The 24,201-nt window shown below is 62.8% G+C and carries 25 protein-coding genes; 10 read left to right on the forward strand and 15 right to left on the reverse strand.

All coding sequences use genetic code 11. The features are described 5' to 3' along the window. The first annotated feature begins 9 nt into the window (after positions 1-9). The 3 genes from gspL to PPGU16_RS16655 are packed head-to-tail and all read left to right on the forward strand — an operon-like array spanning position 10 to position 2,688. On the forward strand, positions 10-1,386 hold the full coding sequence (gene gspL, locus PPGU16_RS16645) for a type II secretion system protein GspL (protein WP_180721140.1): 1,377 nt from the start codon (positions 10-12) through the stop codon (positions 1,384-1,386). Further along, on the forward strand, positions 1,383-1,886 hold the full coding sequence (locus PPGU16_RS16650) for a type II secretion system protein M (protein WP_180721141.1): 504 nt from the start codon (positions 1,383-1,385) through the stop codon (positions 1,884-1,886). The genes gspL and PPGU16_RS16650 overlap by 4 nt, the downstream gene beginning before the upstream one ends. A gap of 22 nt (positions 1,887-1,908) precedes the next feature. Continuing rightward, positions 1,909-2,688 (forward strand): type II secretion system protein N, encoded by a 780-nt coding sequence (locus tag PPGU16_RS16655; protein ID WP_180721142.1) that lies wholly within the window; start codon positions 1,909-1,911, stop codon positions 2,686-2,688. 85 nt (positions 2,689-2,773) lie between these two features. Here PPGU16_RS16655 and PPGU16_RS16660 read toward each other — a convergent pair whose 3' ends face one another. Further along, the gene (locus tag PPGU16_RS16660; protein ID WP_243460554.1) at positions 2,774-4,366 is read right to left on the reverse strand and encodes an efflux transporter outer membrane subunit; all 1,593 of its coding nucleotides are present in this window, start codon (positions 4,364-4,366) and stop codon (positions 2,774-2,776) included. Between the two features lie 286 nt (positions 4,367-4,652). Continuing rightward, positions 4,653-5,018, reverse strand: a complete 366-nt coding sequence (locus tag PPGU16_RS16665; RefSeq protein WP_180721143.1) for a hypothetical protein — start codon at positions 5,016-5,018, stop codon at positions 4,653-4,655. A gap of 273 nt (positions 5,019-5,291) precedes the next feature. On the opposite strand from PPGU16_RS16665, the gene PPGU16_RS16670 reads away from it, so the two are divergent. Both PPGU16_RS16670 and PPGU16_RS16675 read left to right on the forward strand, forming a co-directional pair. After that, positions 5,292-5,828: a MarR family winged helix-turn-helix transcriptional regulator gene (locus PPGU16_RS16670; protein WP_180721144.1), complete on the forward strand. Its 537-nt coding sequence runs from the start codon at positions 5,292-5,294 to the stop codon at positions 5,826-5,828. Between the two features lie 140 nt (positions 5,829-5,968). Beyond that, on the forward strand, positions 5,969-7,579 hold the full coding sequence (locus PPGU16_RS16675) for a DHA2 family efflux MFS transporter permease subunit (RefSeq protein ID WP_243460555.1): 1,611 nt from the start codon (positions 5,969-5,971) through the stop codon (positions 7,577-7,579). A 32-nt stretch (positions 7,580-7,611) separates the two neighbouring features. Here PPGU16_RS16675 and PPGU16_RS16680 read toward each other — a convergent pair whose 3' ends face one another. The 5 genes from PPGU16_RS16680 to ada all read right to left on the reverse strand — a co-directional run bounded on the left by PPGU16_RS16680 (position 7,612) and on the right by ada (position 13,025). Beyond that, a complete protein-coding gene (locus PPGU16_RS16680; RefSeq protein WP_180721145.1) occupies positions 7,612-8,313 on the reverse strand; it encodes an OmpA family protein in 702 nt (233 codons plus the stop codon). A gap of 96 nt (positions 8,314-8,409) precedes the next feature. After that, a complete protein-coding gene (locus tag PPGU16_RS16685; RefSeq protein ID WP_180721146.1) occupies positions 8,410-8,895 on the reverse strand; it encodes a hypothetical protein in 486 nt (161 codons plus the stop codon). A gap of 216 nt (positions 8,896-9,111) precedes the next feature. Further along, complete coding sequence (gene gshA / locus PPGU16_RS16690) at positions 9,112-10,725, reverse strand: glutamate--cysteine ligase (protein ID WP_180721147.1); 1,614 nt, start codon at positions 10,723-10,725, stop codon at positions 9,112-9,114. A 249-nt stretch (positions 10,726-10,974) separates the two neighbouring features. Continuing rightward, positions 10,975-11,898 carry a DNA-3-methyladenine glycosylase family protein gene (locus PPGU16_RS16695; RefSeq protein WP_180721148.1) on the reverse strand — a complete coding sequence of 308 codons (924 nt, stop codon included), beginning with the start codon at positions 11,896-11,898 and terminating at the stop codon, positions 10,975-10,977. Next, the gene (gene ada, locus PPGU16_RS16700; protein WP_180721149.1) at positions 11,895-13,025 is read right to left on the reverse strand and encodes a bifunctional DNA-binding transcriptional regulator/O6-methylguanine-DNA methyltransferase Ada; all 1,131 of its coding nucleotides are present in this window, start codon (positions 13,023-13,025) and stop codon (positions 11,895-11,897) included. The genes PPGU16_RS16695 and ada overlap by 4 nt, the downstream gene beginning before the upstream one ends. Before the next feature lie 367 nt (positions 13,026-13,392). On the opposite strand from ada, the gene PPGU16_RS16705 reads away from it, so the two are divergent. Continuing rightward, the gene (locus PPGU16_RS16705; protein WP_180721150.1) at positions 13,393-13,806 is read left to right on the forward strand and encodes a VOC family protein; all 414 of its coding nucleotides are present in this window, start codon (positions 13,393-13,395) and stop codon (positions 13,804-13,806) included. 46 nt (positions 13,807-13,852) lie between these two features. Here the strand turns inward: PPGU16_RS16705 and PPGU16_RS16710 are convergent, their stop codons facing one another. Both PPGU16_RS16710 and sap1 read right to left on the reverse strand, forming a co-directional pair. Continuing rightward, entirely contained in the window at positions 13,853-14,431 is a 579-nt protein-coding gene (locus tag PPGU16_RS16710; RefSeq protein ID WP_180721151.1) for a YaeQ family protein, read from the reverse strand. 522 nt (positions 14,432-14,953) lie between these two features. Beyond that, complete coding sequence (gene sap1, locus PPGU16_RS16715; protein ID WP_007581781.1) at positions 14,954-15,295, reverse strand: surface attachment protein Sap1; 342 nt, start codon at positions 15,293-15,295, stop codon at positions 14,954-14,956. A 524-nt stretch (positions 15,296-15,819) separates the two neighbouring features. On the opposite strand from sap1, the gene PPGU16_RS16720 reads away from it, so the two are divergent. The 3 genes from PPGU16_RS16720 to PPGU16_RS16730 all read left to right on the forward strand — a co-directional run bounded on the left by PPGU16_RS16720 (position 15,820) and on the right by PPGU16_RS16730 (position 17,466). Further along, positions 15,820-16,446, forward strand: a complete 627-nt coding sequence (locus tag PPGU16_RS16720; protein ID WP_180721152.1) for a LysE family translocator — start codon at positions 15,820-15,822, stop codon at positions 16,444-16,446. A gap of 148 nt (positions 16,447-16,594) precedes the next feature. Next, positions 16,595-16,762, forward strand: a complete 168-nt coding sequence (locus PPGU16_RS16725) for a hypothetical protein (protein WP_035987278.1) — start codon at positions 16,595-16,597, stop codon at positions 16,760-16,762. A 422-nt stretch (positions 16,763-17,184) separates the two neighbouring features. Beyond that, complete coding sequence (locus tag PPGU16_RS16730) at positions 17,185-17,466, forward strand: hypothetical protein (protein ID WP_180721153.1); 282 nt, start codon at positions 17,185-17,187, stop codon at positions 17,464-17,466. Between the two features lie 225 nt (positions 17,467-17,691). On the opposite strand, the gene PPGU16_RS16735 is transcribed toward PPGU16_RS16730, so the two are convergent. Both PPGU16_RS16735 and mnmE read right to left on the reverse strand, forming a co-directional pair. Beyond that, positions 17,692-18,873, reverse strand: a complete 1,182-nt coding sequence (locus PPGU16_RS16735; protein WP_180721154.1) for a tyrosine-type recombinase/integrase — start codon at positions 18,871-18,873, stop codon at positions 17,692-17,694. 116 nt (positions 18,874-18,989) lie between these two features. Beyond that, positions 18,990-20,390 carry a tRNA uridine-5-carboxymethylaminomethyl(34) synthesis GTPase MnmE gene (mnmE, locus tag PPGU16_RS16740; RefSeq protein WP_180721155.1) on the reverse strand — a complete coding sequence of 467 codons (1,401 nt, stop codon included), beginning with the start codon at positions 20,388-20,390 and terminating at the stop codon, positions 18,990-18,992. Positions 20,391-20,738: 348 nt separating this feature from the next. On the opposite strand from mnmE, the gene PPGU16_RS16745 reads away from it, so the two are divergent. Further along, positions 20,739-21,161: a transcriptional regulator gene (locus PPGU16_RS16745; protein WP_180722660.1), complete on the forward strand. Its 423-nt coding sequence runs from the start codon at positions 20,739-20,741 to the stop codon at positions 21,159-21,161. 100 nt (positions 21,162-21,261) lie between these two features. Here PPGU16_RS16745 and yidC read toward each other — a convergent pair whose 3' ends face one another. From yidC to rpmH, 4 genes are all read right to left on the reverse strand, one after another. Beyond that, positions 21,262-22,914: a membrane protein insertase YidC gene (yidC, locus tag PPGU16_RS16750; protein WP_180721156.1), complete on the reverse strand. Its 1,653-nt coding sequence runs from the start codon at positions 22,912-22,914 to the stop codon at positions 21,262-21,264. A 30-nt stretch (positions 22,915-22,944) separates the two neighbouring features. Beyond that, positions 22,945-23,175 (reverse strand): membrane protein insertion efficiency factor YidD, encoded by a 231-nt coding sequence (yidD, locus tag PPGU16_RS16755; RefSeq protein ID WP_007581797.1) that lies wholly within the window; start codon positions 23,173-23,175, stop codon positions 22,945-22,947. A gap of 73 nt (positions 23,176-23,248) precedes the next feature. Beyond that, positions 23,249-23,749: a ribonuclease P protein component gene (gene rnpA, locus PPGU16_RS16760; protein ID WP_180721157.1), complete on the reverse strand. Its 501-nt coding sequence runs from the start codon at positions 23,747-23,749 to the stop codon at positions 23,249-23,251. Between the two features lie 35 nt (positions 23,750-23,784). Next, positions 23,785-23,919 carry a 50S ribosomal protein L34 gene (rpmH, locus tag PPGU16_RS16765; protein ID WP_004198824.1) on the reverse strand — a complete coding sequence of 45 codons (135 nt, stop codon included), beginning with the start codon at positions 23,917-23,919 and terminating at the stop codon, positions 23,785-23,787. Positions 23,920-24,201: the final 282 nt, after the last annotated feature.

A 24,201-nucleotide genomic window follows, 5' to 3' on the forward strand; every position in this document is an offset into this window, starting at 1 on the left:
GAGTGGCCTTTGAGCACGCTGATCGTTCTTCTGCCGCCGCGTGATCCGGCGGTGCCGTCGCAGGAATGGCAACTGCCGGAGCTGCCGTTTCTGCTGCTCGACAAATCGGGGCGCACCCAGCGCGCCGGCCGCTCGGCGCCCGGCCTGCTGCCGCGCGCCAGTGCGACCGTGCTGATGCTCGCCGCGCGCGACTGCCTGATGCTGGCCACGACCGTGCCGCCGCTGAAAGGCCCGCGCCTGCGTCAGGCGCTGCCGAACGTCGTCGAAGATCAACTGATCCAGGACGCGCAGACCACGCACATCGCGCTCGATCCGCAGCCGCTCGCGGGCAACCGCCATGTGCTCGCAATCGTCGATCGCGGCTGGTTCCGCTATATCGTCGAGACGTTTGCGGCGGCGGGTCATCGCAATCTGAAGGCGGTGCCTGTCACGCGTTGTCTGCCGCAGCCTGTCGCCGCGGCGATCGCGGCCGAAGTGCGCGCTGAAGAAGCGGTCGCCGCTGGCGCTGATGCCGCACCTGCGCACGTCGAGCCGATAATCGGGGGCCTCGCGCCCGTCGTTGCGGCCGTGCTGGGCCATGTCGTGCCGTCGACAGCCGCCGTGCTCGGCGAAGGCGCCGTCGATTCCGCCCCGCCGCGTGTCGAGCTTGCGCTGGTGCGGGGCCCGCTCGGCGAGGGGCTGGCTGTGCCGGAAGCCGCCGTTGGTGCGACGGTGGCAGCGCTTGCGGGCAATGCGCCTGTCACGTTGTACACGCTCGTTGATTTGCCTGGCAGCGAGCCGCGTATGGCGTCAGTGGCGCAGTCGGGACGTCACGCGTCGGTTGCGGGCGCGCTACCGCTGTCGTTCGAAACGCTCGCGCGCAACGCGATCCAGTGCCGCTTCGATCTCGCGCAGTTCGAGTTCGCCGCGCAGCCGTGGCGGCTCGATCGCGCCACTTTGCGCCGTCTGCGGCTGCCGCTGTGGCTGCTGGTGGGCACGGTGCTCGTCGCGATCATCGGCGCGAATGTGCAATGGCTGATGCTGTCGCGTCAGCGCGATGCGATCAACGCGCAGATGACCGAGCTGCTGCTCAACACGTTTCCGAAGACGACGGTCGTACTCGACGCGCCCGATCAGATGGCGCGTCAGTTGCAGCAATTACGCGTGGCCGCGGGCGAACTGTCGCCGGACGATTTCCTGTCTCTTGCGGATGGGCTTGCGCGCTCGCTCGGACCGATTCCCGTCAACGGCCTGGCCGCGCTCGATTATCACGACCGGCGTGTCGATGTGACGTTCAAACCCGAGGTCAAGGTCGATCCCGACTTCCAGCAACGCCTGACGCGCAATGGCCTGACGGGCGCGATCGACAGCAACACCGGCAAGTGGACGATCAGGAACGGACAATGAAAGCAGAACTGTTGAACACGTGGGCGGGCTTCTGGGATGCCCGCACGCCGCGCGAAAAGGCGCTGTTGACGTGGGGCGGCGCGGTGCTGGCCGTCGTCATCGTCTGGTCGGTGCTGTGGGCGCCCGCGCAGGAAGGGCGTGCGCGGCTGCGCGAAACGATTCCGAGCCTGCAGCGCCAACTGTCGCAGATGACCGCGCAGGCGAACGAGGCGCGCGCGCTGTCGGCGGCTGCGCAGGGCGTGGCGCCGACGGGCGGCGCCCTGAAGGACGCGTTGACGGCGTCGCTGAATGACCACGGCCTCGCGCCGACGCAGGTGCAGGTGCTCGGCAACGCGGTGCAGATCCAGTTGAAGAACGCGTCGTTTCCCGCGTGGACGGAATGGCTCGACGAGGCGCGCAAGCAGTTCAAGGTGCAGGTGTCCGAGGCGCATGTCACCGGGTTGAAGCAGGACGGACAGGTCGATCTGACGGCGTCGCTGCAACCGGCAACGATCAAATGACGGCGCAGCCACGGGATCACGCATGAGTTTCTGGATGCGGCGATTACGCGCCGCGCTGCCCTGGATCGCCGTCGCGCTGATCGCGAACGTCGTGGTGCTGCTCGTGATGGCGCCCGCCGCCTGGGTCACGCCGCAGTTCGCGAAGGCCACGCAAGGGCACGTCAATCTCGTCGAACCAACGGGTTCGCTGTGGCACGGCTCGGCATCGCTGATGCTCGCCGCCGGGCCGGGCGCGGAAAGCGCGACGCTGCTGCCGGGGCGCATCGAATGGCGCACGTCGTTCTGGCCGCTGTTCACGGGCCGCGTACACATGCAGATGCTGCAAAGCCAGGCGATGCCCGACGCCGTTACGGTCGATGCCACCCTGCGCAGCGCGACGCTGTCGGGCGGCAGCATCGCCGTGCCGGCGGCGTTGCTCGCGGGCCTCGGTGCGCCGTTCAACACGCTGGATCTGCAGGGCGACGTGCGGCTGACCTGGACCGACTGGCGCAGCTTCAATCGACAGGCATTCGGTCAGTTGATCGTGACGCTGAACGACATGAGTTCGCGCGTATCGCGCGTGAAGCCGCTCGGGTCGTATCGCGTGGTGTTTCAGGCGCAGGGCGGATCGGGCAAGCTCGATCTGTCCACGACCAAGGGGCCGCTGCTGCTGAACGGTCACGGCACCCTCAGCGAGGCGTCGACATCGTTCATGGGCACGGCGAGCACGACGCCCGATTCCGTCGACAATCTCGCCGGTCTGCTGAATCTGCTCGGACGCCCGACTGGGCCCGGACAGGTTGCGCTGACGTTCGTGCACTGACCGACCGCTTTCCGCCCGACGAAAACACAACGGCCGCCATGTTTGCGCATGGCGGCCGTTTGCGTTGGTGCGGTGCGTCTGCCGTTTAGCCGGCTGAGGTGGACGTTCTTGCAATCGGCGCGGCAGGTGCGGAAGCGGGCGCAGGCGCTGCGACATCGCCCGTCTCGCGATTCATCTGATCGACTTCCCAGCCGCCGCCGAGCGCCTTGACGAGCCCGACCGACGACACCATCCGCTGCCCTGCGATGCTCGCCAGCTTCTGCTCGGCGGTGAACGCGGTGGTCTGTGCCGTCAGCACGTTCAGATAATCGACGGTGCCGGATTTGTACTGGTTCGTGACGATATCGAGCGCCTGCTGCGCGGACTGGACGGCCTGCTGCTGCACCGTGACTTCCTGCTCGAGGATGCGCAGCGAAGCGAGGTTGTCCTCGACGTCCTGGAACGCCGTCAGCACCGTCTGCCGGTAGGTGGCGACGTCCTGGTCGTAGGCGGCGCGCGCGGCGTCCGTCTGCGCCTTGCGCAGGCCGGCGTCGAAGATGGTCTGGGCGAGCGAGGGCCCGAGTGTCCAGAAGCGCGACGGCATTTGCAGCAGCTGCGAAAACACCGAGCTTTCGAAGCCGCCGCTGGCCGACAGCGTCAGCGTCGGAAAGAACGCCGAAATCGCGACGCCGATCTGCTCGTTGGCCGCCGCGGCCTTGCGCTCGGCCGACGCGATATCCGGCCGACGTTCGAGCAGCGACGACGGCAGTTGCGCGGGCGTGGCGGGCGGCACGGAATCGAGCGGTGCGGGCGGCAGCGAGAACGCGGAGGCGGGTTCACCGATCAGCACGGCGATCGCGTGCTCGTTTTGCGCGCGCGCGACGCCGTTGTCGATGGCGGCAGCCTGCGCCGATTGCAGCTGGGTTTGCGCCTGGATCACGTCCGAGCGGGCGGCGACGCCCTGCGCGTAGCGGTTCTGCGTGAGCGTGAGCGAGCGCTGATAAGCGGCGACGGTATCGTCGAGCAGCTTTTGCTGCGCGTCGAGCGAACGGATGTTGAAGTAGGTTTGTGCGAGCGTCGCCTGCGCGGACAGACGCGCGTTCGCCAGATCGGCCGCGGCGGCCTGCTGGCCTGCCTGCTGGCTCGCGACGGTGCGGCTCACCTTGCCCCAGAGATCGGGTTCCCAGGTGGCGTCGAGCGACAGGCTGTAGCTGTTGCTGATAGTCCCCGAACTGCTCACCGAAGATGTCGTGCCACCGCCTCCCCCCGTCACCGAGCCACTGAAGCTGCGGCTCGGCGTACGCGAGCGCGATGCGCTCGCCCCGGCGCTGATCACGGGGAAGTACGCCGCGCGCGCTTCGCCCACCAGCGCGCGGGCCTGCCGGTAGGCGGCGGCGAACTGTGCGACGGTCTGGTTCGACGTGTTGAGCTTGTCTTCGAGTCCGCTCAACTGCGGATCGTTATAGATCGCCCACCAGGCGCCACGGTCTTGCTGATCGGCGGGCTGCGCGACTTTCCAGCCGTCGGCGGCTTCCTTGTACGAGGCCGGAATGTCGACGGACGGTCGCTTGTAATCGGGACCGACCGCGCAGCCGGCAAGCGCGAACGCCAGTGCGGCGCAAGCGGCGATGTTCAGGACGCGTTGCCCCGCGACGTTCGCGACCGAGGCGCGTTCGCGCGAAGTTCGATCAAACTGCATGCAAATGAATTCCTGTCGATTCGGAAGGCGTCATGCGCCAGGGCGAAATGCGGAGCGGCTGCTCGCGCGATGGACGGCGCGTGCTTACGATGGCTCGAATGGTAGCGCACGCATTGCCTGGCAATGAAATCGAAAGAGTAATGCCGCCCGCACCCCCTGTGTGTTACCGACGGTGAGGCGACGGTTACGCGCTGTTACGGCGGTATTTGCGCGAGTGCGTTCGGCGGGCGGGAAAAGCAAAGGCCGCCCTACGGCGGCCTTCATCCCTAAGCAATACGCGAGATGCTTAGACGCGCGGATCGGCGGTGGTCTGCCGCGCCTGCTTGCCCGCCGCGGCGCGGCACGGCGGCGCATCGGGGCGCGCCTGACAAACCGTCGCGGCGGGAGCGATCGACTGATGGTTGCCCGCCGAGCGGGCCTTGAGCGAAGAAGCGGGCAGCGCAGCCGGTCTGGCGGCGGCTGCTTTGGCGCTACGGGCGCGCCGAGTTTCGAACCACGCGAAGAGCAGCACCCCGATCGACCCGCCAGGCAGGACGAAAATCACCGCATACAGGGCCACTTTCCACCAACGGTTGGCGCCTTGAAATGTTTGCAGTGCAGAATCGGTCAATGAGCGGCCCAAGCCGCCTAGGGTGTTTTTCAGGTACAGCATCGCGGGAATCCTCTGTGCGCCGGTAAAAGAAGGCGCACGCAAGTGCGGTCAGAACATGGTCTCCGATGACGCGGGGCGCGTAACTCGTTGACTGTAATAATATTGACCATGCAATCAATTTTCAAGATACTGTGCATCGCAACATGGTCATTCGTTGTTTTTTGGCTCCGTGCGTGTGCGATTAGTACGGACGATTGACTTCACTGCCTGGGCAGATACAATCCGGGACATTCGCGTTTGTCGCGCCAGCGGGCAGCTTCCCCAAGAGCATTCATGACCGACGGTCCTTACCAGCCGGAATCGATTCATCTGGAATCGAGCCTGGGCTATTACCTGACAAAAGCCCGGAACGTGCTCGTGGAGCGCACGGATCGCGCGGTCGCGCATCTCGGGCTGACGACGCAGCAGATCGGCGTGATCCTGCTGCTGTCATGCGGTCGCGCGACGACGCCGTTCGAGCTGTCGCGGGCCATGTCGTACGACAGCGGATCGATGACGCGAATGCTCGATCGCCTTGAAAAGAAAGGGCTGATCGCGCGGTCGCGCAGCGACAAGGACCGGCGCGTCGTGAAGCTGGGACTGACGCCGCAAGGTGGGCACGCCGCGTCGCAATTGCCCTCGATAGGCGCGGACGTGCTCAATGAACAGCTGCGCGGTTTTTCGGGTGCGGATCTCGCGACGCTGATCGATCTGCTGAGCCGCTTCATTGCGAACGGCATCGATGGCGGAAACGGCGCTGGGGGATGCGGGACGGCGGCAGCGTCCGGCGACGAAGTAAACGGGTCGTCCGTCACTACCGACGACCACTAGGCAGCCGCGCTTCAGCGCGGTTTTGTTTTATTCATTTATCTGTCTGGGCAGAGAGTGTCGGGACATGAAAGCCAGGCATAGAGCTAGGGACTTTTTCATGTCGCGGCAAGTTTTCTCATGCGATGAGGAGAACACGCCAAATGACCGCATCGGCATCGGCTTCCGCTTCCACCGGCACGACGGCTGACCTGCCGCTGGACGGCGGCGTAACGCCCACCCGGCCCGCCGCCCCTGCTCCGTTCACGGGCGGAAAGCTCGCGCTGCTAACCGTCGGACTCGCGCTTGGCACATTCATGGAAGTGCTCGATACGTCGATCGCGAACGTCGCCGTGCCGACCATTTCCGGCAGCCTCGGCGTCGCGACCAGCGAAGGCACGTGGGTGATCTCGTCGTATTCCGTGGCGTCCGCGATCGCAGTGCCGTTGACGGGCTGGCTCGCGCGGCGGGTCGGCGAAGTCCGACTGTTCACGCTGTCGGTGTTGCTCTTTACGATCGCGTCCGCGGCGTGCGGCTTCGCGCACAATTTCGAGTCGCTGATCGCGTTCCGTCTGCTTCAGGGGCTGGTATCCGGCCCGATGGTGCCGCTGTCGCAGACCATTCTGATGCGCTCCTACCCGCTCGAGAAACGCGGCCTCGCGCTCGGGCTGTGGGCCATGACGGTGATCGTCGCGCCGATCTTCGGTCCCGTGATGGGCGGCTGGATCACCGACAACTACACGTGGCCGTGGATCTTCTATATCAATCTGCCTATCGGCCTGTTCTCGGCGGCGTGCGCGTACTTTCTGCTGCGCGGACGCGAAACGCAGACGACGAAACAGCGCATCGACGCCATCGGTCTCGGACTGCTGGTGATCGGCGTGTCGTGCCTGCAGATGATGCTCGACCTCGGCAAGGACCGGGACTGGTTCAGCTCGACCTTTATCGTCGCGCTCGCGGTTATCGCGGTGACGTCGCTCGCGTTCATGATCGTGTGGGAGACGACGGAGAAGGAGCCCGTCGTCGACCTGTCGCTCTTCAAAGACCGCAACTTCGCATTAGGCGCGCTGATCATCTCGTTTGGCTTCATGGCGTTCTTCGGATCCGTGGTGATCTTTCCGCTCTGGCTGCAGACGGTGATGGGCTACACGGCTGGCAAGGCGGGACTCGCGACTGCGCCCGTCGGACTGCTCGCGCTCGTGCTGTCGCCGCTGATCGGACGCAACATGCACCGGCTCAATTTGCGGATCGTCGCGAGTTTCGCCTTCGTCGTGTTCGCGTTCGTGTCGCTGTGGAACTCGACGTTCACGCTCGATGCGCCGTTCAATCAGGTGATCCTGCCGCGACTCGTGCAGGGCATCGGCGTGGCCTGCTTCTTCGTGCCGATGACGACGATCACGCTGTCCAGCATTCCCGACGAGCGACTGGCAAGCGCATCCGGGTTATCGAATTTTCTGCGCACGCTGTCAGGCGCAATCGGCACGGCGATCAGCACGACGTATTGGGAAAACGACGCGATTTATCACCACGCGGTGCTGTCGGAATCGGTGAGCGCCTATTCGGCGAATACGACGTCTTATAGCGATCTGCTGACGTCGCTTGGCATCAAGGGACAGGCGGTGACAGCGCAACTGAACGAGATCGTCACGCAACAGGGCTACATGATGGCGACCAACGATTTCTTCCGCGTTTCGTGCGCGGGCTTCGTCGTGCTTGCGTGTCTCGTGTGGATTACGAAGCCCAAAAAGGGAGCGGCGGCGTCAATGGGACATTGACGCCGCCGCTCCCGATGCATCAAGGAGAGAGATTACTTGCCGTCGACCTGAATCTCGACGCGGCGGTTTTTAGCGCGGCCGATCGCCGTCGCGTTCGACGCCACGGGCGATGCGCTGCCGTAGCCTTCGACGTCCCACTTCGAAGCACGCAGGCCAGCCGTCGCCAGATAGCTCTGCACCGAGCGCGCGCGTGCTGCCGACAGACGGTTGTTCAGTTCGGCCGAACCCGTCGAATCGGTATAGCCGGCGATTGTCATGCGTTCGATATCGACACCCTGGTTGGCCGCGACGAAATCATCGAGCTTCGCCGTTGCAACGGGCGTCAGCTTCGCGCTATTGAGTGCGAAGTTAGCATCGCCCTGCAGCGACACCTTGCGCACGGGCACAGGTGCAGGAACGGGAGCAGGGACAGGCGCGGCCGGCGCCTGAACTGGCTGCTGAGCAACGGGCGTCACGCACTGGAAGTAAATCTCGCGCGGATCGTTTTCCGGCTTCAGGCCCGACGTGCTGCGGTCAAGCAGCGCGACTCGCACGGCAGTCTGGTCTCCACAAACGCGTTTGATTTCAGACATGCACGCCTCGGACGATTCCAGCAGACCCAGGCACTGCACACGATGCGCCTGAGCGCCATTGGCCAGCGTGACGATATCGGTATTGTGGGCGGGGCCCGACGACGCGGTGCAACCAGCGATACCCACCGCGCATGCGATCGCCGTCAACGTACGAAAGATCATAGGACTTCTCACCGGAAATAAAGGGTACGAGACGATAGGTCTGTCTACCTGCTCGTACCAATCGGAGAAGTCCGAAAAGTCTAAGGCCGCGATGCGCTATTGCGAGATGGGTTCACCTGTCGGAGACGTGGTCGATTGGCCTGTCGCTCCTGCTGGTTGGCCGGAGGTCGACGGGGTTGCTGCGCTTGGCGCGGCCGATTCTGTTGCGCGCACGAACTGCTTGAAGTCGGCGCCCGCTTCCCACGGGTTCGGCTTGCATCCGAGCGAACTGTCGCAATGCGCGGCAAAACCGATGGTCGACGTGCCGTCGTTGTTGGGCGTCTTCGTGATTTCAAACGAGAGGTCGCGCTTGCCGCCGTCCGGTCCGGCAGTCTGGATCAAGGTATCGGTGGCTGTCGCGACAGGATAACGGGAGTGCGTGGTCAACCAGGTACGCGCGCGTTGCCACCAGACGTCGCATTGTGTCTTGCTGGTGCAGGTCAGCGGCGCCGTGGCAATCTGCATCACATCGGGGTTGACCTGTCCTTGCGTCGAGCAGCCGGCGGCCAGCACGCAAAGCACGGCTATGAGACTCTTGTTCATCACTGGACCTCCTCCTTTTTTCAGTCGAGCGCAAGGCGCTGCGTTATACAGGATTGGACCGAAACGGTTCTCGCATGGTTCGTACCTCGAGCTTGGCACACGCGCCGGGACCGGCCTTGGCCTGTCAGCAATTTTTGGCCCCAGACAGGAAGCGCGTGCAATAAAAAAGGCAGCGCAAGGCTGCCCTTCTTATTGCCGAAACGACGCTCGCAAGCACTAAACGCTGAAGCGGTTCAACGTATAGGCGCGATACGCGGCAACGAACGCATCGAATGAACCGACTTCCTCGCGTTCCAGCTTGGCCTGTTCGGCGAGTGAATGTGTCGCGAGCGCGGTGAATTCCTGCGTTTGCGCTTCGTCGAGCGGGCGCGCGCGGAAATACTCGGCATGCGCGACGCTCTGTGCCAGACCGAAGTCGAGGAAGCTTTGTTGCTTGTCTCGCATGATCTGCAGCACGCGAGCCGACGGCGTCAACGACGCGTCGGCGAGCTTCGCACGTTGCGTCGCGACCGCGCGCGTGTGGCTGTCGTCGCCGCGAATCGAATCGAGCGCAGCGGCTGCGTGGTCGATTTTCGCGAGCAGTTCATTGGCCCAGTCGAGCATCTTGACGGGTTGTCCGTCGCGCACCAGTTCGAGCCCGGGCTTGCGCCCTTCCATCGTCACCCGGCCGAAATTCTGGTTCGCTTCCGTATAGGCCGGCGGCGGCAGCGGCGCGCTTTCGTCGAGGGCGCACACGAGCAGATAGGCGTCGAGAAAACGCGCGGCTTCGAGCGAAATACCCGTCGGCTCGAAGGGGTCGATATCCATGCAGCGCACTTCGACATACTGGACGCCGCGCGCCGCAAGCGCATGCAACGGACGCTCGCCCGGATACGTGACGCGCTTCGGGCGGATCGTCGAGTAGAACTCGTTTTCGATCTGCAGTACGTTGGTGTTGATCTGCACCCATTCGCCGTCGCGCTGCGTGCCGATCGCCTCATACTGCGGATACGGCTGGCTGACGGCTTTAGCGAGCGCGTCGAGGTAGCCGGGCAGCGTGTCGTAATCGGCGTGCAGGGCGGCTTGCGCCGTCGTGTTCGAATAGCCGAGATCGCTCATGCGCAGGCTCGTTGCGTACGGCCGATACAGCGTGTCGGCGTCGAACGTTTCGAGCGTGTGCGCACGGCCGCGCAGAAAGCGCCTGTCGAGCGCCGGCGACGCGCCGAACAGATACATCAGCAGCCAGCTCGTGCGGCGGAAATTGCGGATCAGCGCGAGATAGCGGTCCGACTGGAAATCGACGGCGTTGGCCGTGGAGTGCTGGTCGGCATGCAGCAGCCGCCACACTTCTTCGTTCAACGAATAGTTGTAGTGGATGCCCGCGATACATTGCATCGTGCGCCCGTAGCGCAGCGCGAGACCGACGCGGTACACATACTTCAACTTGCCGATGTTCGACGTGCCGTAGTCCGCGATCGGAATCTCGTCGTCTTCGGGCAGAAGGCCCGGCATCGAGTTGTTCCACAGCACCTCGTCGCCGATGGCCGAATAAACGAAGCGATGCAGCGTGTCGAGACTCTCGAGTGTGGTCGACGGGTCGTGCTCGGCGGGTGTGATCAGTTCGAGCAGTGCTTCCGAATAGTCCGTGGTCAGCGAAGGATGCGTGAGCGCCGAGCCGAGCGCGCGCGGATGCGGCGTCATCGCAAGATGGCCGTCGGCCATGACGCGCAGGCTTTCCTTTTCGATGCCGCGCAAACCGGCCGTCAGCGCGTCGCGCTGCGGGCCGGATGTCAGCACGGACAGGCGGTGCAGCAGCGCGTCGGTCGTGCGGGAGGGTGTCGTGTTTGGCATTGATGCGGGTCGAACAGGGTCGGCCGCCACGCGCCGCACGGTGCTGCTCGGCGCGGTCGACCATGTTCGGCGGAATTTTCAGTAGCGGGCACTTTAACATCTCGCCAGAACGGCTGCTTGGCGTTGCCTCAGGCCGCTCCCGCGCCGCTTGCAAGCGGGCTTTGGGCGCCTGCTGCGCGTCCTCCCACTCTACGCTGCGCGGGGTCGCGAAGTCGACCGGCGAGGTTCGCCGATATGTGCGGAAGGCCGCTAGCCGCCGCGTGCGGCGCCCGCCCGATCGGCGACTTCATTCCACAGGTGCATCGCCGCATAGGCTCGCCACGGCCGCCACGCGTCGGTGCGCGCGCGCTGCTGGTTGGGACGCACGAGCGCCGGATCACGCGCTGCGATGGCCTGCATCAGCACGAGGTCCCACGCAGGCCACGCGTCGGCGTCGCGCCAGGCGCGCATCGCGACGTATTCGACCGTCCATGGACCGATGCCGGGCAACGCGAGCAGCGACGCGCGCAACTGTGCAAGATCGAAGGACGCGCTGCCGAAGCTGTCGATCGGCACGTCGCCGTCCGCCACGGCGCGCGCAAAGCCTTGCAACGCATCGATGCGCTTACCGGGCATGCCGATCTGCGCGAGATCGACGGCGGCGAGCGCGGCGGGCGTCGGGAAACGCCACGCAGTGCTTTCGTGCGGATGGCCCTCGATGCGCTCGCCGGCGCGCTGCACGATCCGTCCGATGATCGTCGTCGCGGCCTTCACGCTGACCTGCTGGCCCACGATAGCCCGCACGACTAGCTCGAACCCGGACCACGCGCCGGGCACGCGCAAGCCAGGCGCTGCGGCGACCAGCGGCGCAAGCCACGGATCGCCGGCGAGGCTCGCGCCGATCGCCTTTGGATCCGCGTGCAGATCGAACATGCGCGCAATGGGCGCGGCGAGCTCCGCCGCGTGACGGCTCGCGGCGCCCTCGATGGTCGCGACGATGCAATGCCTGCGCGAATGCTTGTGGACGTTGAGCGTGCCGCTGTCGCCGTTCCAGCCGATCGCGCGACGCCATACGCCGTCTTCGACGGCTTCGACGCCGGGCGTCGCGCGTCCTCCGAAAAAGCGAAGGACGCGGGGCCAGTCATAAGGCGCTTTGAACGGGAGTTCGAGTGTGGCGGTCGGCGTGGGGCTCAAGCGGCGTGATCCATGTCGGCGGTGGGATGAGTGGCTTCGCTGGCGTCACGCGATTCACGGTGCGCCTCGGTGTCGAGCAGCACGGCCTTGCGCGCGATGCCCCAGCGATAGCCCGCCAGCGCGCCATCTTTATGCACGACGCGGTGGCAAGGTATCGCGAGTGCGACGGGGTTCGATGCGCATGCCGTGGCGACGGCCCGCACTGCGCGCGGCGAACCGACGGCTTCGGCGATCTGCGAATAGCTGCGGGTCTCGCCGTAAGGGATGCGGCGCAGCGCTTCCCACACGCGCTGCTGGAACGCCGTGGCGGCGATATCGAGCGGCAGATCGAAATGTTGACGCGTGCCCCGCAGATACCCTTCGACCTGATCGACGAAGGGCGCGAGCCGTTTCGGATCGTCGATCAGTTCCGCGCTCGCGAATTCGTTGCGCAGGTCGTCGACGAGCAGCGCTTCATCGTCGCCGAAGGCGATCTTGCAGATGCCCTTGTCGGTTGTCGCGACCAGCACGAGGCCAAGCGAAGTCTGCGCGCTCGCGTAGTGGACGCGTAATCCCGCTCCTTTGCGCCGATAGGCGGACGGCGCCATGCCCAGCTCTGCGGCGGCCGTATCGTACATCCGGGACGGCGAGCCGAAGCCTGCGTCGACGGTGGCGCGGGTCACGTCCGCGCCCCGTTGCAGCGCGTCGCGCAATGCTGCGCCACGCTGGGCCGCCTGATATTGCCGCGGCGACACGCCGACTACACGCTTGAACAACCGCTGCAGATGAAACGGGCTGACGTGCACCGCGTCGCCTAGTTGTGCGAGCGTGAGGCGTTGCTGCGGGTCGGCGTCCAGTGCAGCGCACGCACGATTCACGATCTCGAGTTCGCGCGGCAGGCCGCCGGGCTGGCAGCGTTTGCATTCGCGATAGCCAGCAGCGCGCGCTTCGTCGGTTGATGTGAAGAAATCGACATTCTCGCGGCGCGGCAGGCGTGAGGCGCACGATGGACGGCAGAACACACCCGTCGTCCGGACGCCGTAGAAGAAGGCGCCGTCGGCGGACATGTCGCGTTTCAGGACGGCTGTCCAGCGGTCGTCGTCGTTGGCGAACGTGGCGGGCGTCGCTTGGGAGAAGGCTGTATTCATCATGTGCCCCGGGGGACGGTTTTGATGCTTACCACTGTAGCGGGCAGGTTCACACAGTACGCTCCGCTTCTTGCTGTGTCATTTGGGCTGTGCTGCGGGGGTTATTTTTCCCAGATATCGGGAGAATCTGCCCCCGAAAAAAGTTGGGGTTTTCCCTTAAAAAGTTATTGCGTCGCATCAACCCGGCGTGTATAGTGGTTCTTGTCTCCTCCATGTCTCCTCCTGATATGGATTCAGCCCGCTCCAATCGAGCGGGCTTTTTTTTGCCTTGTCGCTTTGCTCTCCTTGGCCGGCCGGTCACCCTCCTCACGCGCAATTCCCTCTACACTGGTTCTTCACCCGAACCTCAAAGACGGGACGCCGCGCCATGACATTCCAGATTCTCGATATCGATCACGTCGTCATTCGCACCGCCGATCTTGACGTGATGACGCGCTTTTATCGCGATGTGCTTGGCTGCACGCTCGAGAGAGAACAACTCGATATCGGCCTGATCCAGTTGCGCGCGGGACGCTCGTTGATCGATCTGCTGCAGGTCGGCGGAAGGGTCGACCGCCCGGAAAGCGGTGCGCCGGGCGCCGGACGAAACATGGATCATGTTTGCCTGCGCGTCGAGCCTTTCGACGCCGGCGCATTGAGGACATGGTTTGCAGCGCGTGACGTGCGCATCGGTGAAGAGGCGCAACGCTACGGTGCGGATGGTTATGGACCGTCGCTGTATCTGTTCGATCCAGAGGGCAATATGGTCGAACTCAAAGGTCCGCCGGCTGGCAAGCCTTGATTGCTGCACGCAGTTTTTGGTACACAGAGCGCGCAACTGCGGCCGGTCAACGGCCGCCGTGTGCGGCGGGACGCGTGTTTGTCGCTGCCTTGAGTACTGTCCATTCGACGGGAACAGCGTCGGCGGTTTCGCTGCCGAGCCACGCCGCGTGATCCTGAACCGTGCATTGCAGGCGCATCGTCCGTTCGGCCAGCGCGGCGAGCGCGGGCGCAACGTTTTCGCCGAGCGTCCAGACGGTCACGTTGCGCAGACGCTCGACCTTGTTCCGCACGCCTTGCCACCAGATGTCGGAGGTCCGGCCGCCGTACGCGATCACGATCACTTCATTGGCGCGCCCGCTCGCCTTCGCGATGCGGCGCTCGTCCGGTTGACCGACGTCGATCCACGTGTCGATGGCGCCCGTCAGATCCTTGGCCCACAGATCGGGTTCGTCGATGTCCGACAAGCCCTTGCAGAATTCGAGGCGCTCTTGCGCGAACAGTGCGAACGCGGCGACGCGGACCATCATCCGCTCGTTGGTTTCCGACGGGTGCAGCGCGATCGTCAGCGAATGGTCCGCGTAATAGTGCCGGTCCATGTCGGCGATCTGGAGGTCAGCCTTATAGATTGTCGATTTCAGAGCCATGCTACAACCTGGTCCCGCGAATGCGGACCGGAGAGTGAATAGAGAGTCGGCGTACCTTGCCATGGTCATCCCCTGCCTTGCAGCGGTGGCGCCTAGGTCGCGCGTCTCGCCGATGAAACACATTTGCCGGATTGCTACGACGTGGGGCCGTCAAGCCCTGTCGCATCAACCTTCCTGCTTTCGCTTGCTCTGAAAGCAGCAACATATGTGCCGAGTCCGCGCTATTGAGCCATCGCGCGCTTTTTTCGCGTCTGGCTGCAAGGTGGGACCGTGATCATACCGAATATGCGGGCGCGGCATGACAGCCTGATGAGGCCGCCGGGCGCGGGTGATGAGCGGATGGAATCAGTGAACAGGTTTCGCGCGACCGATCGGCGCGCTGGCGTCGGGACCCGAGGTCAGCCGAAAAACGACGATGGCCAGGATAAAACCTGGCCATGCCGAAACGCGAAAGCAATTCCTTTGTTGGAATGTTCGTATGCACCCGACATTTACTGTCGGGCGCAATCCAACTTTAATTGCTTATTGCTTGATGAACCGGTCGTTCGTCCAAAGGCCTTGCGTATCGCTATTGCCGGCATTGACGAATTCGACGTCATGTCCAACCACGCGGACTACACGGAAATCCGAATGCTCCGGCGTGGAAATGCACTGATAACCGGAGAAGAACTCCTGCATTTGCTGTTGCTCGCCGGCCTGTGCGTGTTGCGTGACGGCGTCCAGTTTGTCCTTCGACAGGCAGCCATATGAATTCGCCTTGAACTGCACCGTTTGCTGTGGCTTGATCACGACGTCCTGCGCCTGCGCGCCTGCTGCGGCGAATAAACCCGTCAGTGCAAAAAGAATGGCGACTCGCTTGTTCATGGTTACCTCCTTGCGGGGCATGTCTCAGGTTAGCTATGTGTTTAACTGCCGGAAAACAAGCACGTCTTTAAATTTAGAAGAAAGGATTTCAACGGCAAGCACATTTTGTGTGCGCTTGCAACAGCGGCTAAATGTCGCACGGCGCTAGAGCGCGTATTGATGCCGCCCTAATGGTGTATTTACCCGGTTATTAGGCGGATTGCGAATTGCGATTGAAGGCACAAAGGCATACTGGCTAATCTTTTGCGACGTTAATTCGCGTTTACGCTTAAACGGTTTTAAGCCATTTGCGATAAATGACCAAGCCGTTGATGCGTCGCACACAAAGTCATTCGCGCGACTCATGAAAAAGTGTCACGAAGTGGAGCGAACGCAGAATAAGAAAGATGCCTGACGGTGGTGGGCCTTTGTCGCCGAAACCGGCGCTTGCACGATCGCCGCGTTCGTGGATAAATCGACCGGCCCGAAAACACGAACTGGCGCGACGCGCTGAAACGCTGCGCCCGGTCCTCAGGAGACTTCTCATGACACTTGCACACTGGCTGCCTTTCGCCATTGCTTCCGCGATTCTCGTCGCGATTCCCGGACCTACCGTGCTGCTTGTAATTTCTTATGCGCTCGGCCACGGCCGGCGATTCGCAATGGTGACGACGGCGGGCGTCGCGCTCGGCGATCTGACGTCGATGACGGCGTCGATGCTGGGGCTTGGTGTGATCCTCGCCGCGTCCGCGACGCTCTTCACGGCGCTCAAGTGGCTCGGCGCCGCGTATCTGATCTATCTCGGCATCAAGCTGTGGCGGGCACCCGTCTCGACGGCCGACGCGCCCGCCACAGGCGAAACGCGCCCGAGCCGGATCTTCGCGCACGCGTATGCGGTGACGGCGCTCAATCCGAAAAGCATCGTTTTCTTCGTGGCGTTCGTTCCGCAATTCATCGATACGCAAGTCGCCACCTGGTCGCAGATCGCGATTTTCGAAGCGACCTTCGTCGCGCTCGGGACGTTGAACGCTTTGGGATATGCCGTGCTTGCGTCGGCGGCGCGGCGCGCAATCCGCAGCCCGCGTGTACAGCGCGGCGTCAACTGCACAGGGGGCACACTGCTGATCGGCGCGGGACTTCTGGCTGCGGCGTGGAAGAAGTCGACGGCGTGAGCGTGATCTGATCGGCGGAACGCGACGCGCCGGGCGCGCTACTTGCATCACTCGGATCGCGCACATGGTGTGCGCGGTGGATCACACGCAGTGACGGGTAGCACGCCTACAATGAAATTGTCGCTGTTCCATCGATCAGGAGGTTACTGTGATCGAGCATCTGATTCTGGGCGCGTTTCTGATCGTGCCGCTTCTCATCGTCGCGTTTCTGTTTTCCGACGAACTCTGGCAGGAGCATCGCCAGGCCTTGCACGATGACGACCATCACAGGCGACTGGACTGGCGCCATCCGATTCGCAGCCTGCTGCATCATTGAGCGGGTTGACGGCATCGGGAGCGGCAGGAGGCTAAGGTGCTGGCCTTCTCTTTCTCGTGGACGGAATACTGGCTGTTCATGTCCGCGTTGATCGTCGTCAGCGTCGCGCTGACGTCCCTTTGCGGTTCGGCGCCGCGCGCGCCCGAGCCGCCGTAGGATGATGCGTAGCGCTTTGCGCGCTTCGTTTCACTCTTCCGTCTGTGCGTCACCTCGTCAAACTGACGCCCAAACATCATTCTGTTCCCCCGATTGTCATGCGACACGCATGCGTACGCTTAAGGCCATGCGATGTCGTTCGTTTCCGGCTCGACATCGCCGTGATACCTACTTGTTTGCATAGGTATTGACTGGCAAAAATCCGGCTAAAGTTAATCATCAGATGTAAAAAACTTTGGCCTTATCGAGACGTCACGGGGGACAGCATGAACCGTTTGATCGATCAGGAAATTGCGCACATTTCGCGCGTCATGTGGCCATCGCTGGTCGGCGACATGGGTGGCACCATCCTTACTTCGGAGTACTGGCGCATGCGGTTGAACGCGCTACTCGACGCTCCATCTCTCACCAAAGTCCAACTGTGCGCGCTCGACGGTTTGCTACTGCGCCTCGATCACTACGACCGGCATGGCGCGGATGTCTACTCAGTGCCTGTCGGGGAGGTATCTGCCGAGCATGGTGTTGAGCCGGTGGCTTTGCACGGGTGAGGTTTGAGCGAGATGCTCAGATCGTAACCACGTTTTCGTCGAGCAAGCGGAGCCATGATAAGGGCTTCTGGCTCAATGTGAAAACTGTGTGTACCTTAAAATGAACCTGACCATAGACGGCAGCGAATCGTTTCGGAACCTCTTTTATTAGGTCTTGTTCATTGATCAACGGAGCTATACGCGAAGGCAATTCGACGCTGTGTACCAATAAATCCGCTTTTGGGGTCAGCGCGTCATCACCGGCGAGCCTGCCTGCTCATCAATCTGCGCGTCGACGTATTCGGCCCATAACTGCATCTCGCGCGCAGTGACCGCGTCGTTGGCCCCTGCAAACGCATCCTTGCCCGTCGCCGATTGCAGCAAATCACGCAGATGACTCAATCCCGTACGGCGGAAATCATGGAGTACGAAATGTTCGCCCTCCAGCCCGAGCGTTTTGGCCGCCTGGTTCAGCGTGCCCTTTGCAATCGGCCGATCTTCGCTGCCTCGTGTCGACGGGAAAACATAGTTGCGGCTGCCTTTGCTGTCCCGTAACTCGCGCAGTATCGCCAGCGCCTGACTCGACAGATAAACACGACGCTCGCGACCGTTGCCCGCACGCGCGGCGGGAATCATCCAGACACCTGCGTCAAGATCGAATTCGCGCCACACCGCTTCGATCAACTCGGATTTATTGACCAACGTCAGCACGAGAAGATGGAGCGCGAGCTTCAGAGGCCGTCGAATGCTTGAACCATGTATCGCACGCAGCAACGTACCGATTTCGCTCCCCGACAGCACGCGAGAGCGGCCGTCCTGCGTCGCTATCGTGCGCGCGACGATGGCATCGGCGGGATTGATGGTCGCGAGCTGCCGCGCGATCAGAAACGCGAACAGTCGCCGTGCGACGTTGCGCGTATGAAGCGCCATCTGCGGCGCGCCCCGACTTTTGATTGCGTCGCAGATCGACTGGATATCTTCCGTCGTGACCTGCGTGATCGGCTTGTGTCCGATCGCGGGGAGGATGTCCTTGTCCAGCGCGCGCTGCGTCGTGCGTCGGTACTCGTCGGATTTGCGGGCCATTGCCGACGTCACGTAGAGTTCGACGCCGTCGCGCAGCACATCGACGCGTTTTTCGGCGCCCCGGTCCTGCCTGGCTATCGACGCCGGTGACAAGCCTTGCGCGACGATTTCCGCATACTTCTGCGCCCTCGCTCGAGCGACGCGCAACGACACGAGTAGATAGTCGCCAATCGTGACCATCGGTTGACGACGCCCATTGAGCGTGTAGCGGAATCGCCAGACCTTCTTTCCGGTCGGCATGACTTCGAGGATGAGGCCATTGCCATCGGCGACGCTGTAGCGCGTTGCGCGCGGCTGCAAGGTGCGGATGTGGGATTCGCTAAGCGGCGTCGCGAGTTTTGGCATGCTTGAAGTTTGGTACACAGGGTGCGTCAAATGCCAAGTGTACAGACTTGTGTACCGAAAACCAGTTTCGATCGAAGCGTTGGAAAAGCGTGTGTACGGGCCGCTAGCAGGCGCGCCTATTTGCCAATACAAAACCTGCTGAAAATTACACCAAGAAGGTCATCGGAAGTAAATTCGCCGGTGATCGAATTCAGTTGATCCTGAGCGAGTCGCAACTCTTCAGCGAACAGATCAAGAGCTTGCGCATTCTGATCAGCGTTTTCTGCAGCAAGCCTCAAATGCTCTTGCGCCGCGCGAAGCGCAATCAGATGCCGCTCGCGCGCCAGATAGACCGTTTCCGCGCCAGCCTGCCAGCCCGCGATGCGCAGCAGTTCGCCACGCAGCAAGTCGATCCCGTCTCCCCGTTTTGCGGACAGGCGAACCTCGCACAAATCGCCCTCGTCAGTCCCGTTCAAGCCGGTCACGCCCGGCGTGATTCCCGTCAGATCCGTCTTGTTCAGCACGCGCACGACGGGCACGCCACCAGGAAAACGCGCGGCGATCGAATCGTCGTCGGCGGTCATGCCCGATCGGGCGTCGAGCAGATGGAGCACGACATCGGCACGCTGGATCTCACCCCACGTCCGTTCGATACCGATCTTCTCGACCTCGTCTTCCGTTTCCCGCAGGCCCGCCGTGTCGATCACGTGCAGCGGGATGCCTTCGATCTGTATCGTCTGCGCGACCTTGTCGCGGGTCGTACCAGCAATCGGCGTGACGATCGCGAGTTCCGCGCCCGCGAGCGCGTTCAGCAGCGACGATTTCCCGACGTTCGGCTGCCCGGCCAGCACCACGGACAAGCCCTCGCGCAGCAGCGCGCCCTGCCGCGCTTCACTCAGCACTAGCGCGAGACGCTCGCGGATGCGTGCAAGCTTGCCGCGCGCGTCGGCGGCTTCGAGAAAATCGATCTCTTCTTCGGGAAAATCGAGCGTCGCCTCGACGAGCATCCGCAGCGTGATCACCTCTTCGACCAACGCATGGATATCGCGCGAAAACGCGCCTTCGAGCGAGCGGCCAGCCGAGCGAGCGGCCGCTTCCGTACTGGCTTCAATCAGATCGGCGACGGCCTCGGCCTGCGCGAGATCGAGCTTGTCGTTGAGAAACGCGCGACGCGTGAACTCGCCCGGTTCCGCAAGCCGCAGACCGAAGGCGCGTCCGGCGTCGATGCAGCGCTGCAAAACGAGCTGCAGCACGATCGGGCCGCCGTGCCCCTGCAACTCGAGGACGTGCTCGCCCGTGTAGGAGTGCGGAGCCGGGAAATACAGCGCAATCCCGCGATCAAGCGCATTCCCTTGAGCATCGAGAAACGGGACGTAGCTCGCGTGGCGCGGCGCCAGCGCTTGCCCGGTGAGCGCCTGCATCATCGGCTGCGCCGCCGCTTCGCCGGCGCGCCCGAACGAAATCCGCACCACACCTATCCCGCCCCGGCCGGGCGCAGTGGCAATGGCGACGATCGGATCGGAATCTGTTGCGAGCATGTGGGAAACGGCCGAGAAGGGGAAAAGAGTAGCGCACTGACCGCACGCTGAACGCCTGGCATTGTAACGCGGGCCTTTCGGGCATTAGCGTGCGAACCTCGTGAGCGTGGGCGAGTGAGATCCTTCAGATTTATCTCAATCGAGATAAAGCCATTCCGCCGCCCATGCATAGAGAAATTCGGACTCTTCGTGTAGTCTAAGCCCTACAGATCAACGTAAAGCGGACTCTTGAGTCGTTTGGAGGATGCTTCCGATGGGTTGCTGCAACGAGATAGGCAAATCTCAGATACGCGAAATGTAGCGTGTACAGTTGTCTACCTGCGATGCGACGGACTGCACAATCTGCGGATGCCAACCGTCGAAGAAAAAGCGGCTTTTGCCGAGCGACTCAAGTTCGCGATGAGACGCGCCCCGGAAAAACTCAAGGGCGGGACCGATCTCGCATTGCATTTCAACCTACGCCATCGCGGCGATCAGCCGGTGTCGCCGCAAACGGTACACAAGTGGCTGAGCGGCCGCACCATTCCCACTGACGACAAGTTGCGCACACTCGCGGCGTGGCTCGAAGTGGACGTCCACTGGCTGCATTATGGGCCTTCGCCGGGTGGATCGACGCGGAATGTTCCGAAGCCGTTGTCGCGCGGTGAGAAATATCCGCTCTCGCCCGAAACGCTCGAACTGGCGTCGAAAATCGAATCACTGACGCCGCATCATCGTTACCTGGTTCAGGAACTGATTTCCCAGTTTTACGGCGACGCCGATAACTCTTAAGAGATCAAAGACGTAAAAAAACCGCCCGGCTGAAACCGGGCGGTTTTTTTTGTCGCCTGGAATCGGACTGGCGCTTCGTCCGTCCGATTCGGGCGCTCGATCAAGCGGCCTTTTTCCTTTGACCCATCATGCGCGTGATGTAGTACTGCTGCGCGATCGACAGCACGTTGTTCACGACGTAGTACAGCACGAGACCGGCTGGGAAGAAGAAGAACATGACCGAGAACGCGATCGGCATGAACATCATCATCTTGGCCTGGACGGGGTCCGGCGGCGTCGGGTTGAGCTTCGTCTGAACGAACATCGAGACAGCCATCAGAACCGGCAGGATGAAGTACGGATCTTGTTGCGACAGATCGTGAATCCACAGAATCCACGGCGCGCCGCGCATTTCCACCGACGACAGCAGCACCCAGTACAGCGAGATAAACACCGGAATCTGAATCACGACGGGCAGACAGCCGCCAAACGGATTCACTTTCTCAGTCTTGTACAGCTCCATGAGCGCCGCGTTCATCTTCTGCGGATCGCCCTTGAAGCGCTCGCGCAGCGCCTGCATGCGCGGCGTGATTTCCTTCATGCGGGCCATCGACTTGTAGCTCGCGGCCGACAGCGGGAAGAACACCGCCTTGATCAGCAGCGTCAGCAGCACGATCGCCCAGCCCCAGTTGCCGACGTAGCTGTGGATCTTCTCGAGCAGCCAGAACAGCGGCTTCGCGATGATCGTCACCCAGCCGTAGTCCTTCACCAGTTCCAGACCCGGCGCGATGCCTTCGAGCATGCGCTCTTCTTCCGGACCGGCGAACAGACGCGCGGATACGTCGACCGTCTTACCCGGCTCGATCGTCTGCAGCGGCTGCTTGACGCCGACGCGATACAGCGACGGATCGATCTTCTCGACGTAGATATCGCGCTTCACGCCCTGCTGCGGAATCCATGCCGACGCGAAGTAATGCTGCACCATTGCGACCCAGCCATTGTCGGCGGAGGTTGCGTAGTCTTCCTTGTTCTTGTCGATGTCGCCGAACGTCAGCTTCTGGAAGTGATGCTGCTCCGTGTACACAGCCGGCCCGATGAACGTGTGCGAGAAGCGCGGCGTCTCGACGGGCTGGCTGTCGCGCACGAGTTCCATGTAGGCGGTCGGCTTGACGGGCGTCGTGCCGACGTTCTGGATCTTCGTGTCGACGTCGATCACATAGCTGCCGCGGGTGAACGTGTAGGTCTTCACGACCTTCAGGCCGCCCTTTTCCGGCGACTCGAACGACAGCTTCAGCGTGTTGCCCGTCATGTCGGTCGCCTGACCGGGAACGGGCGTGAACACGTCGGTGTGGTTCGGGAAGTCGCCGCCGAGCAGGCCCGTGCGCGCGAGATACGTGTGATCGGCCGTGTGGTCGAACAGCGTGATCACCTGATCGGGCTGCTTGCCCTCGCCCGGCTTGATCAGCGTGAGCTTGGACAGCGTGCCGCCACGCGTGTCGATCTGGCCACGGTAGACGTCAGTGCTGAACGAAACCAGCTGCGCCTGCTGCGTAGCGGGAGCCGTCGAGCCGGGCGCCGCGGCGCTCGTCTGCGGCAAATCGGCCGGTTGGCTTCCCGCCGCCGCCGAACCCGGCGCAGCGGGAGCTGCCGTCTTGGTCTGCGTCGCGCTCGGGAAGAACATCGACGGGCGTCCATGGTCGCGCTGCCAGTTGTCGAACAGCATGACAGCTGACATGAAGAAGATGACCCATAGGACGGTGCGTTTGATATCCATGCGTTGTCTCAGTGTCGATGGCACAGCGCGTCAGCGCTTCTTAGGTGTTGGAGGCGGGACAAGATCGATGCCGCCCGCCGAAAACGGGTGACAGCGGCACAGGCGCCTGGCGGCGAGGTAAGTACCGCGCGCGGCGCCATGATACTGGATTGCTTCGCGCGCGTAATCCGAACAGGAGGGATAAAAACGGCACCGATTGCCGAGCATGGGACTCACGGCAATCTTGTAGAAACGCAGCAAGGCGAATAGTACCGTTTGCATGACTAGTGCGGCGCAACCGCGCCGCCCGGTGAGAAGCGCCGCAAGACCGCCGCGCGTGTGGACTGCGCGGGCCTCATGACGCGGCTGGCGGCGTGTCGGCCGCCTGTCCTGCCGATGCTGCCGGCGCTTCGCGGCGGGCGATTTCGCGCGCCGCCTTGTCGAGCAGCACGTCGATCTCGCCACGGCACAGCGCTTTCAACGGCGGCGACGATCCGCTCGGCATCGCCTTCCTGTCGAATTTGGTGTGCAAACGCAGCAGCACGTCCCAGCCGCCAAACTCCGCGCGACGCAGGCGAAACGCTTCGCGCGCGAGGCGCTTCACCAGATTGCGCGTGACCGCGCGCGGCGCATACTTCTTGCCGATCACGAGGCCGAGGCGCGCTTCATTGCCCGTAGGCCGCGCATACACGACGAAGTGAGCTGTTCGGCGCCACGGGCGCAAACGAAAAACGGATGAAAATTCATCCGTTTTTAGCAGCCTTGCGGCTTTGGGAAAGGCTGCGGACGCCTGCAACGGAACGACGTTCTGATGCGGCGCGTCTGCCGTTCCCGCAGCGTCACGGGTGTCGGACACAGCGCGCACTCGGCTTGACCGCGTATCTGCCTGCCTTAGATGGCGAGGCGTTTGCGGCCCTTGGCGCGGCGTGCGTTGATGACTTTGCGGCCACCAGCGGTCTTCATGCGAACGCGGAAGCCATGGGTGCGCTTACGGCGCGTCACGGAAGGTTGGTAGGTACGTTTCATGTTGCTCTCACTTGTTGAGAAATAACCGCGCGAGCATCGCTGAAAGTGCAATGGCCGGTGGTTCGAAAATTGGTTTTCGCGGAACCCGCTATTTAAACCGGTTTTCTCTGAGTCGTCAATAGTTTAGGGCGACGATCCACAGGCAGGCCCTCTCGCCGTTGTTTGATCGGACCCTGTGGATAACTCACTTTGCCTGCCGTTTTGGCGGTAGAATCTCGCCTTACTTCCCAAAAATCTCGCACGCCGCCCCGGCCCGCTTGACCCGCAAACCCTTGTGGCACA

This window comes from Paraburkholderia largidicola (assembly GCF_013426895.1).
GTDB lineage: Bacteria > Pseudomonadota > Gammaproteobacteria > Burkholderiales > Burkholderiaceae > Paraburkholderia > Paraburkholderia largidicola.

What these genes read in the sequence shown, in the direction of transcription:
- PPGU16_RS16650 (WP_180721141.1), top strand. Translation starts at nt 1,383, where the DNA reads ATGAAAGCAGAACTGTTGAACACGTGGGCGGGCTTCTGGGATGCCCGC.
- PPGU16_RS16655 (WP_180721142.1), top strand. Translation starts at nt 1,909, where the DNA reads ATGAGTTTCTGGATGCGGCGATTACGCGCCGCGCTGCCCTGGATCGCC.
- PPGU16_RS16660 (WP_243460554.1), bottom strand. Translation starts at nt 4,366, where the DNA reads ATGCAGTTTGATCGAACTTCGCGCGAACGCGCCTCGGTCGCGAACGTC.
- PPGU16_RS16665 (WP_180721143.1), bottom strand. Translation starts at nt 5,018, where the DNA reads ATGCTGTACCTGAAAAACACCCTAGGCGGCTTGGGCCGCTCATTGACC.
- PPGU16_RS16670 (WP_180721144.1), top strand. Translation starts at nt 5,292, where the DNA reads ATGACCGACGGTCCTTACCAGCCGGAATCGATTCATCTGGAATCGAGC.
- PPGU16_RS16675 (WP_243460555.1), top strand. Translation starts at nt 5,969, where the DNA reads ATGACCGCATCGGCATCGGCTTCCGCTTCCACCGGCACGACGGCTGAC.
- PPGU16_RS16680 (WP_180721145.1), bottom strand. Translation starts at nt 8,313, where the DNA reads ATGATCTTTCGTACGTTGACGGCGATCGCATGCGCGGTGGGTATCGCT.
- PPGU16_RS16685 (WP_180721146.1), bottom strand. Translation starts at nt 8,895, where the DNA reads ATGAACAAGAGTCTCATAGCCGTGCTTTGCGTGCTGGCCGCCGGCTGC.
- gshA (WP_180721147.1), bottom strand. Translation starts at nt 10,725, where the DNA reads ATGCCAAACACGACACCCTCCCGCACGACCGACGCGCTGCTGCACCGC.
- ada (WP_180721149.1), bottom strand. Translation starts at nt 13,025, where the DNA reads ATGAATACAGCCTTCTCCCAAGCGACGCCCGCCACGTTCGCCAACGAC.
- PPGU16_RS16705 (WP_180721150.1), top strand. Translation starts at nt 13,393, where the DNA reads ATGACATTCCAGATTCTCGATATCGATCACGTCGTCATTCGCACCGCC.
- PPGU16_RS16710 (WP_180721151.1), bottom strand. Translation starts at nt 14,431, where the DNA reads ATGGCTCTGAAATCGACAATCTATAAGGCTGACCTCCAGATCGCCGAC.
- sap1 (WP_007581781.1), bottom strand. Translation starts at nt 15,295, where the DNA reads ATGAACAAGCGAGTCGCCATTCTTTTTGCACTGACGGGTTTATTCGCC.
- PPGU16_RS16720 (WP_180721152.1), top strand. Translation starts at nt 15,820, where the DNA reads ATGACACTTGCACACTGGCTGCCTTTCGCCATTGCTTCCGCGATTCTC.
- PPGU16_RS16730 (WP_180721153.1), top strand. Translation starts at nt 17,185, where the DNA reads ATGAACCGTTTGATCGATCAGGAAATTGCGCACATTTCGCGCGTCATG.
- PPGU16_RS16735 (WP_180721154.1), bottom strand. Translation starts at nt 18,873, where the DNA reads ATGCCAAAACTCGCGACGCCGCTTAGCGAATCCCACATCCGCACCTTG.
- mnmE (WP_180721155.1), bottom strand. Translation starts at nt 20,390, where the DNA reads ATGCTCGCAACAGATTCCGATCCGATCGTCGCCATTGCCACTGCGCCC.
- PPGU16_RS16745 (WP_180722660.1), top strand. Translation starts at nt 20,739, where the DNA reads ATGCCAACCGTCGAAGAAAAAGCGGCTTTTGCCGAGCGACTCAAGTTC.
- yidC (WP_180721156.1), bottom strand. Translation starts at nt 22,914, where the DNA reads ATGGATATCAAACGCACCGTCCTATGGGTCATCTTCTTCATGTCAGCT.
- yidD (WP_007581797.1), bottom strand. Translation starts at nt 23,175, where the DNA reads ATGCAAACGGTACTATTCGCCTTGCTGCGTTTCTACAAGATTGCCGTG.
- rpmH (WP_004198824.1), bottom strand. Translation starts at nt 23,919, where the DNA reads ATGAAACGTACCTACCAACCTTCCGTGACGCGCCGTAAGCGCACCCAT.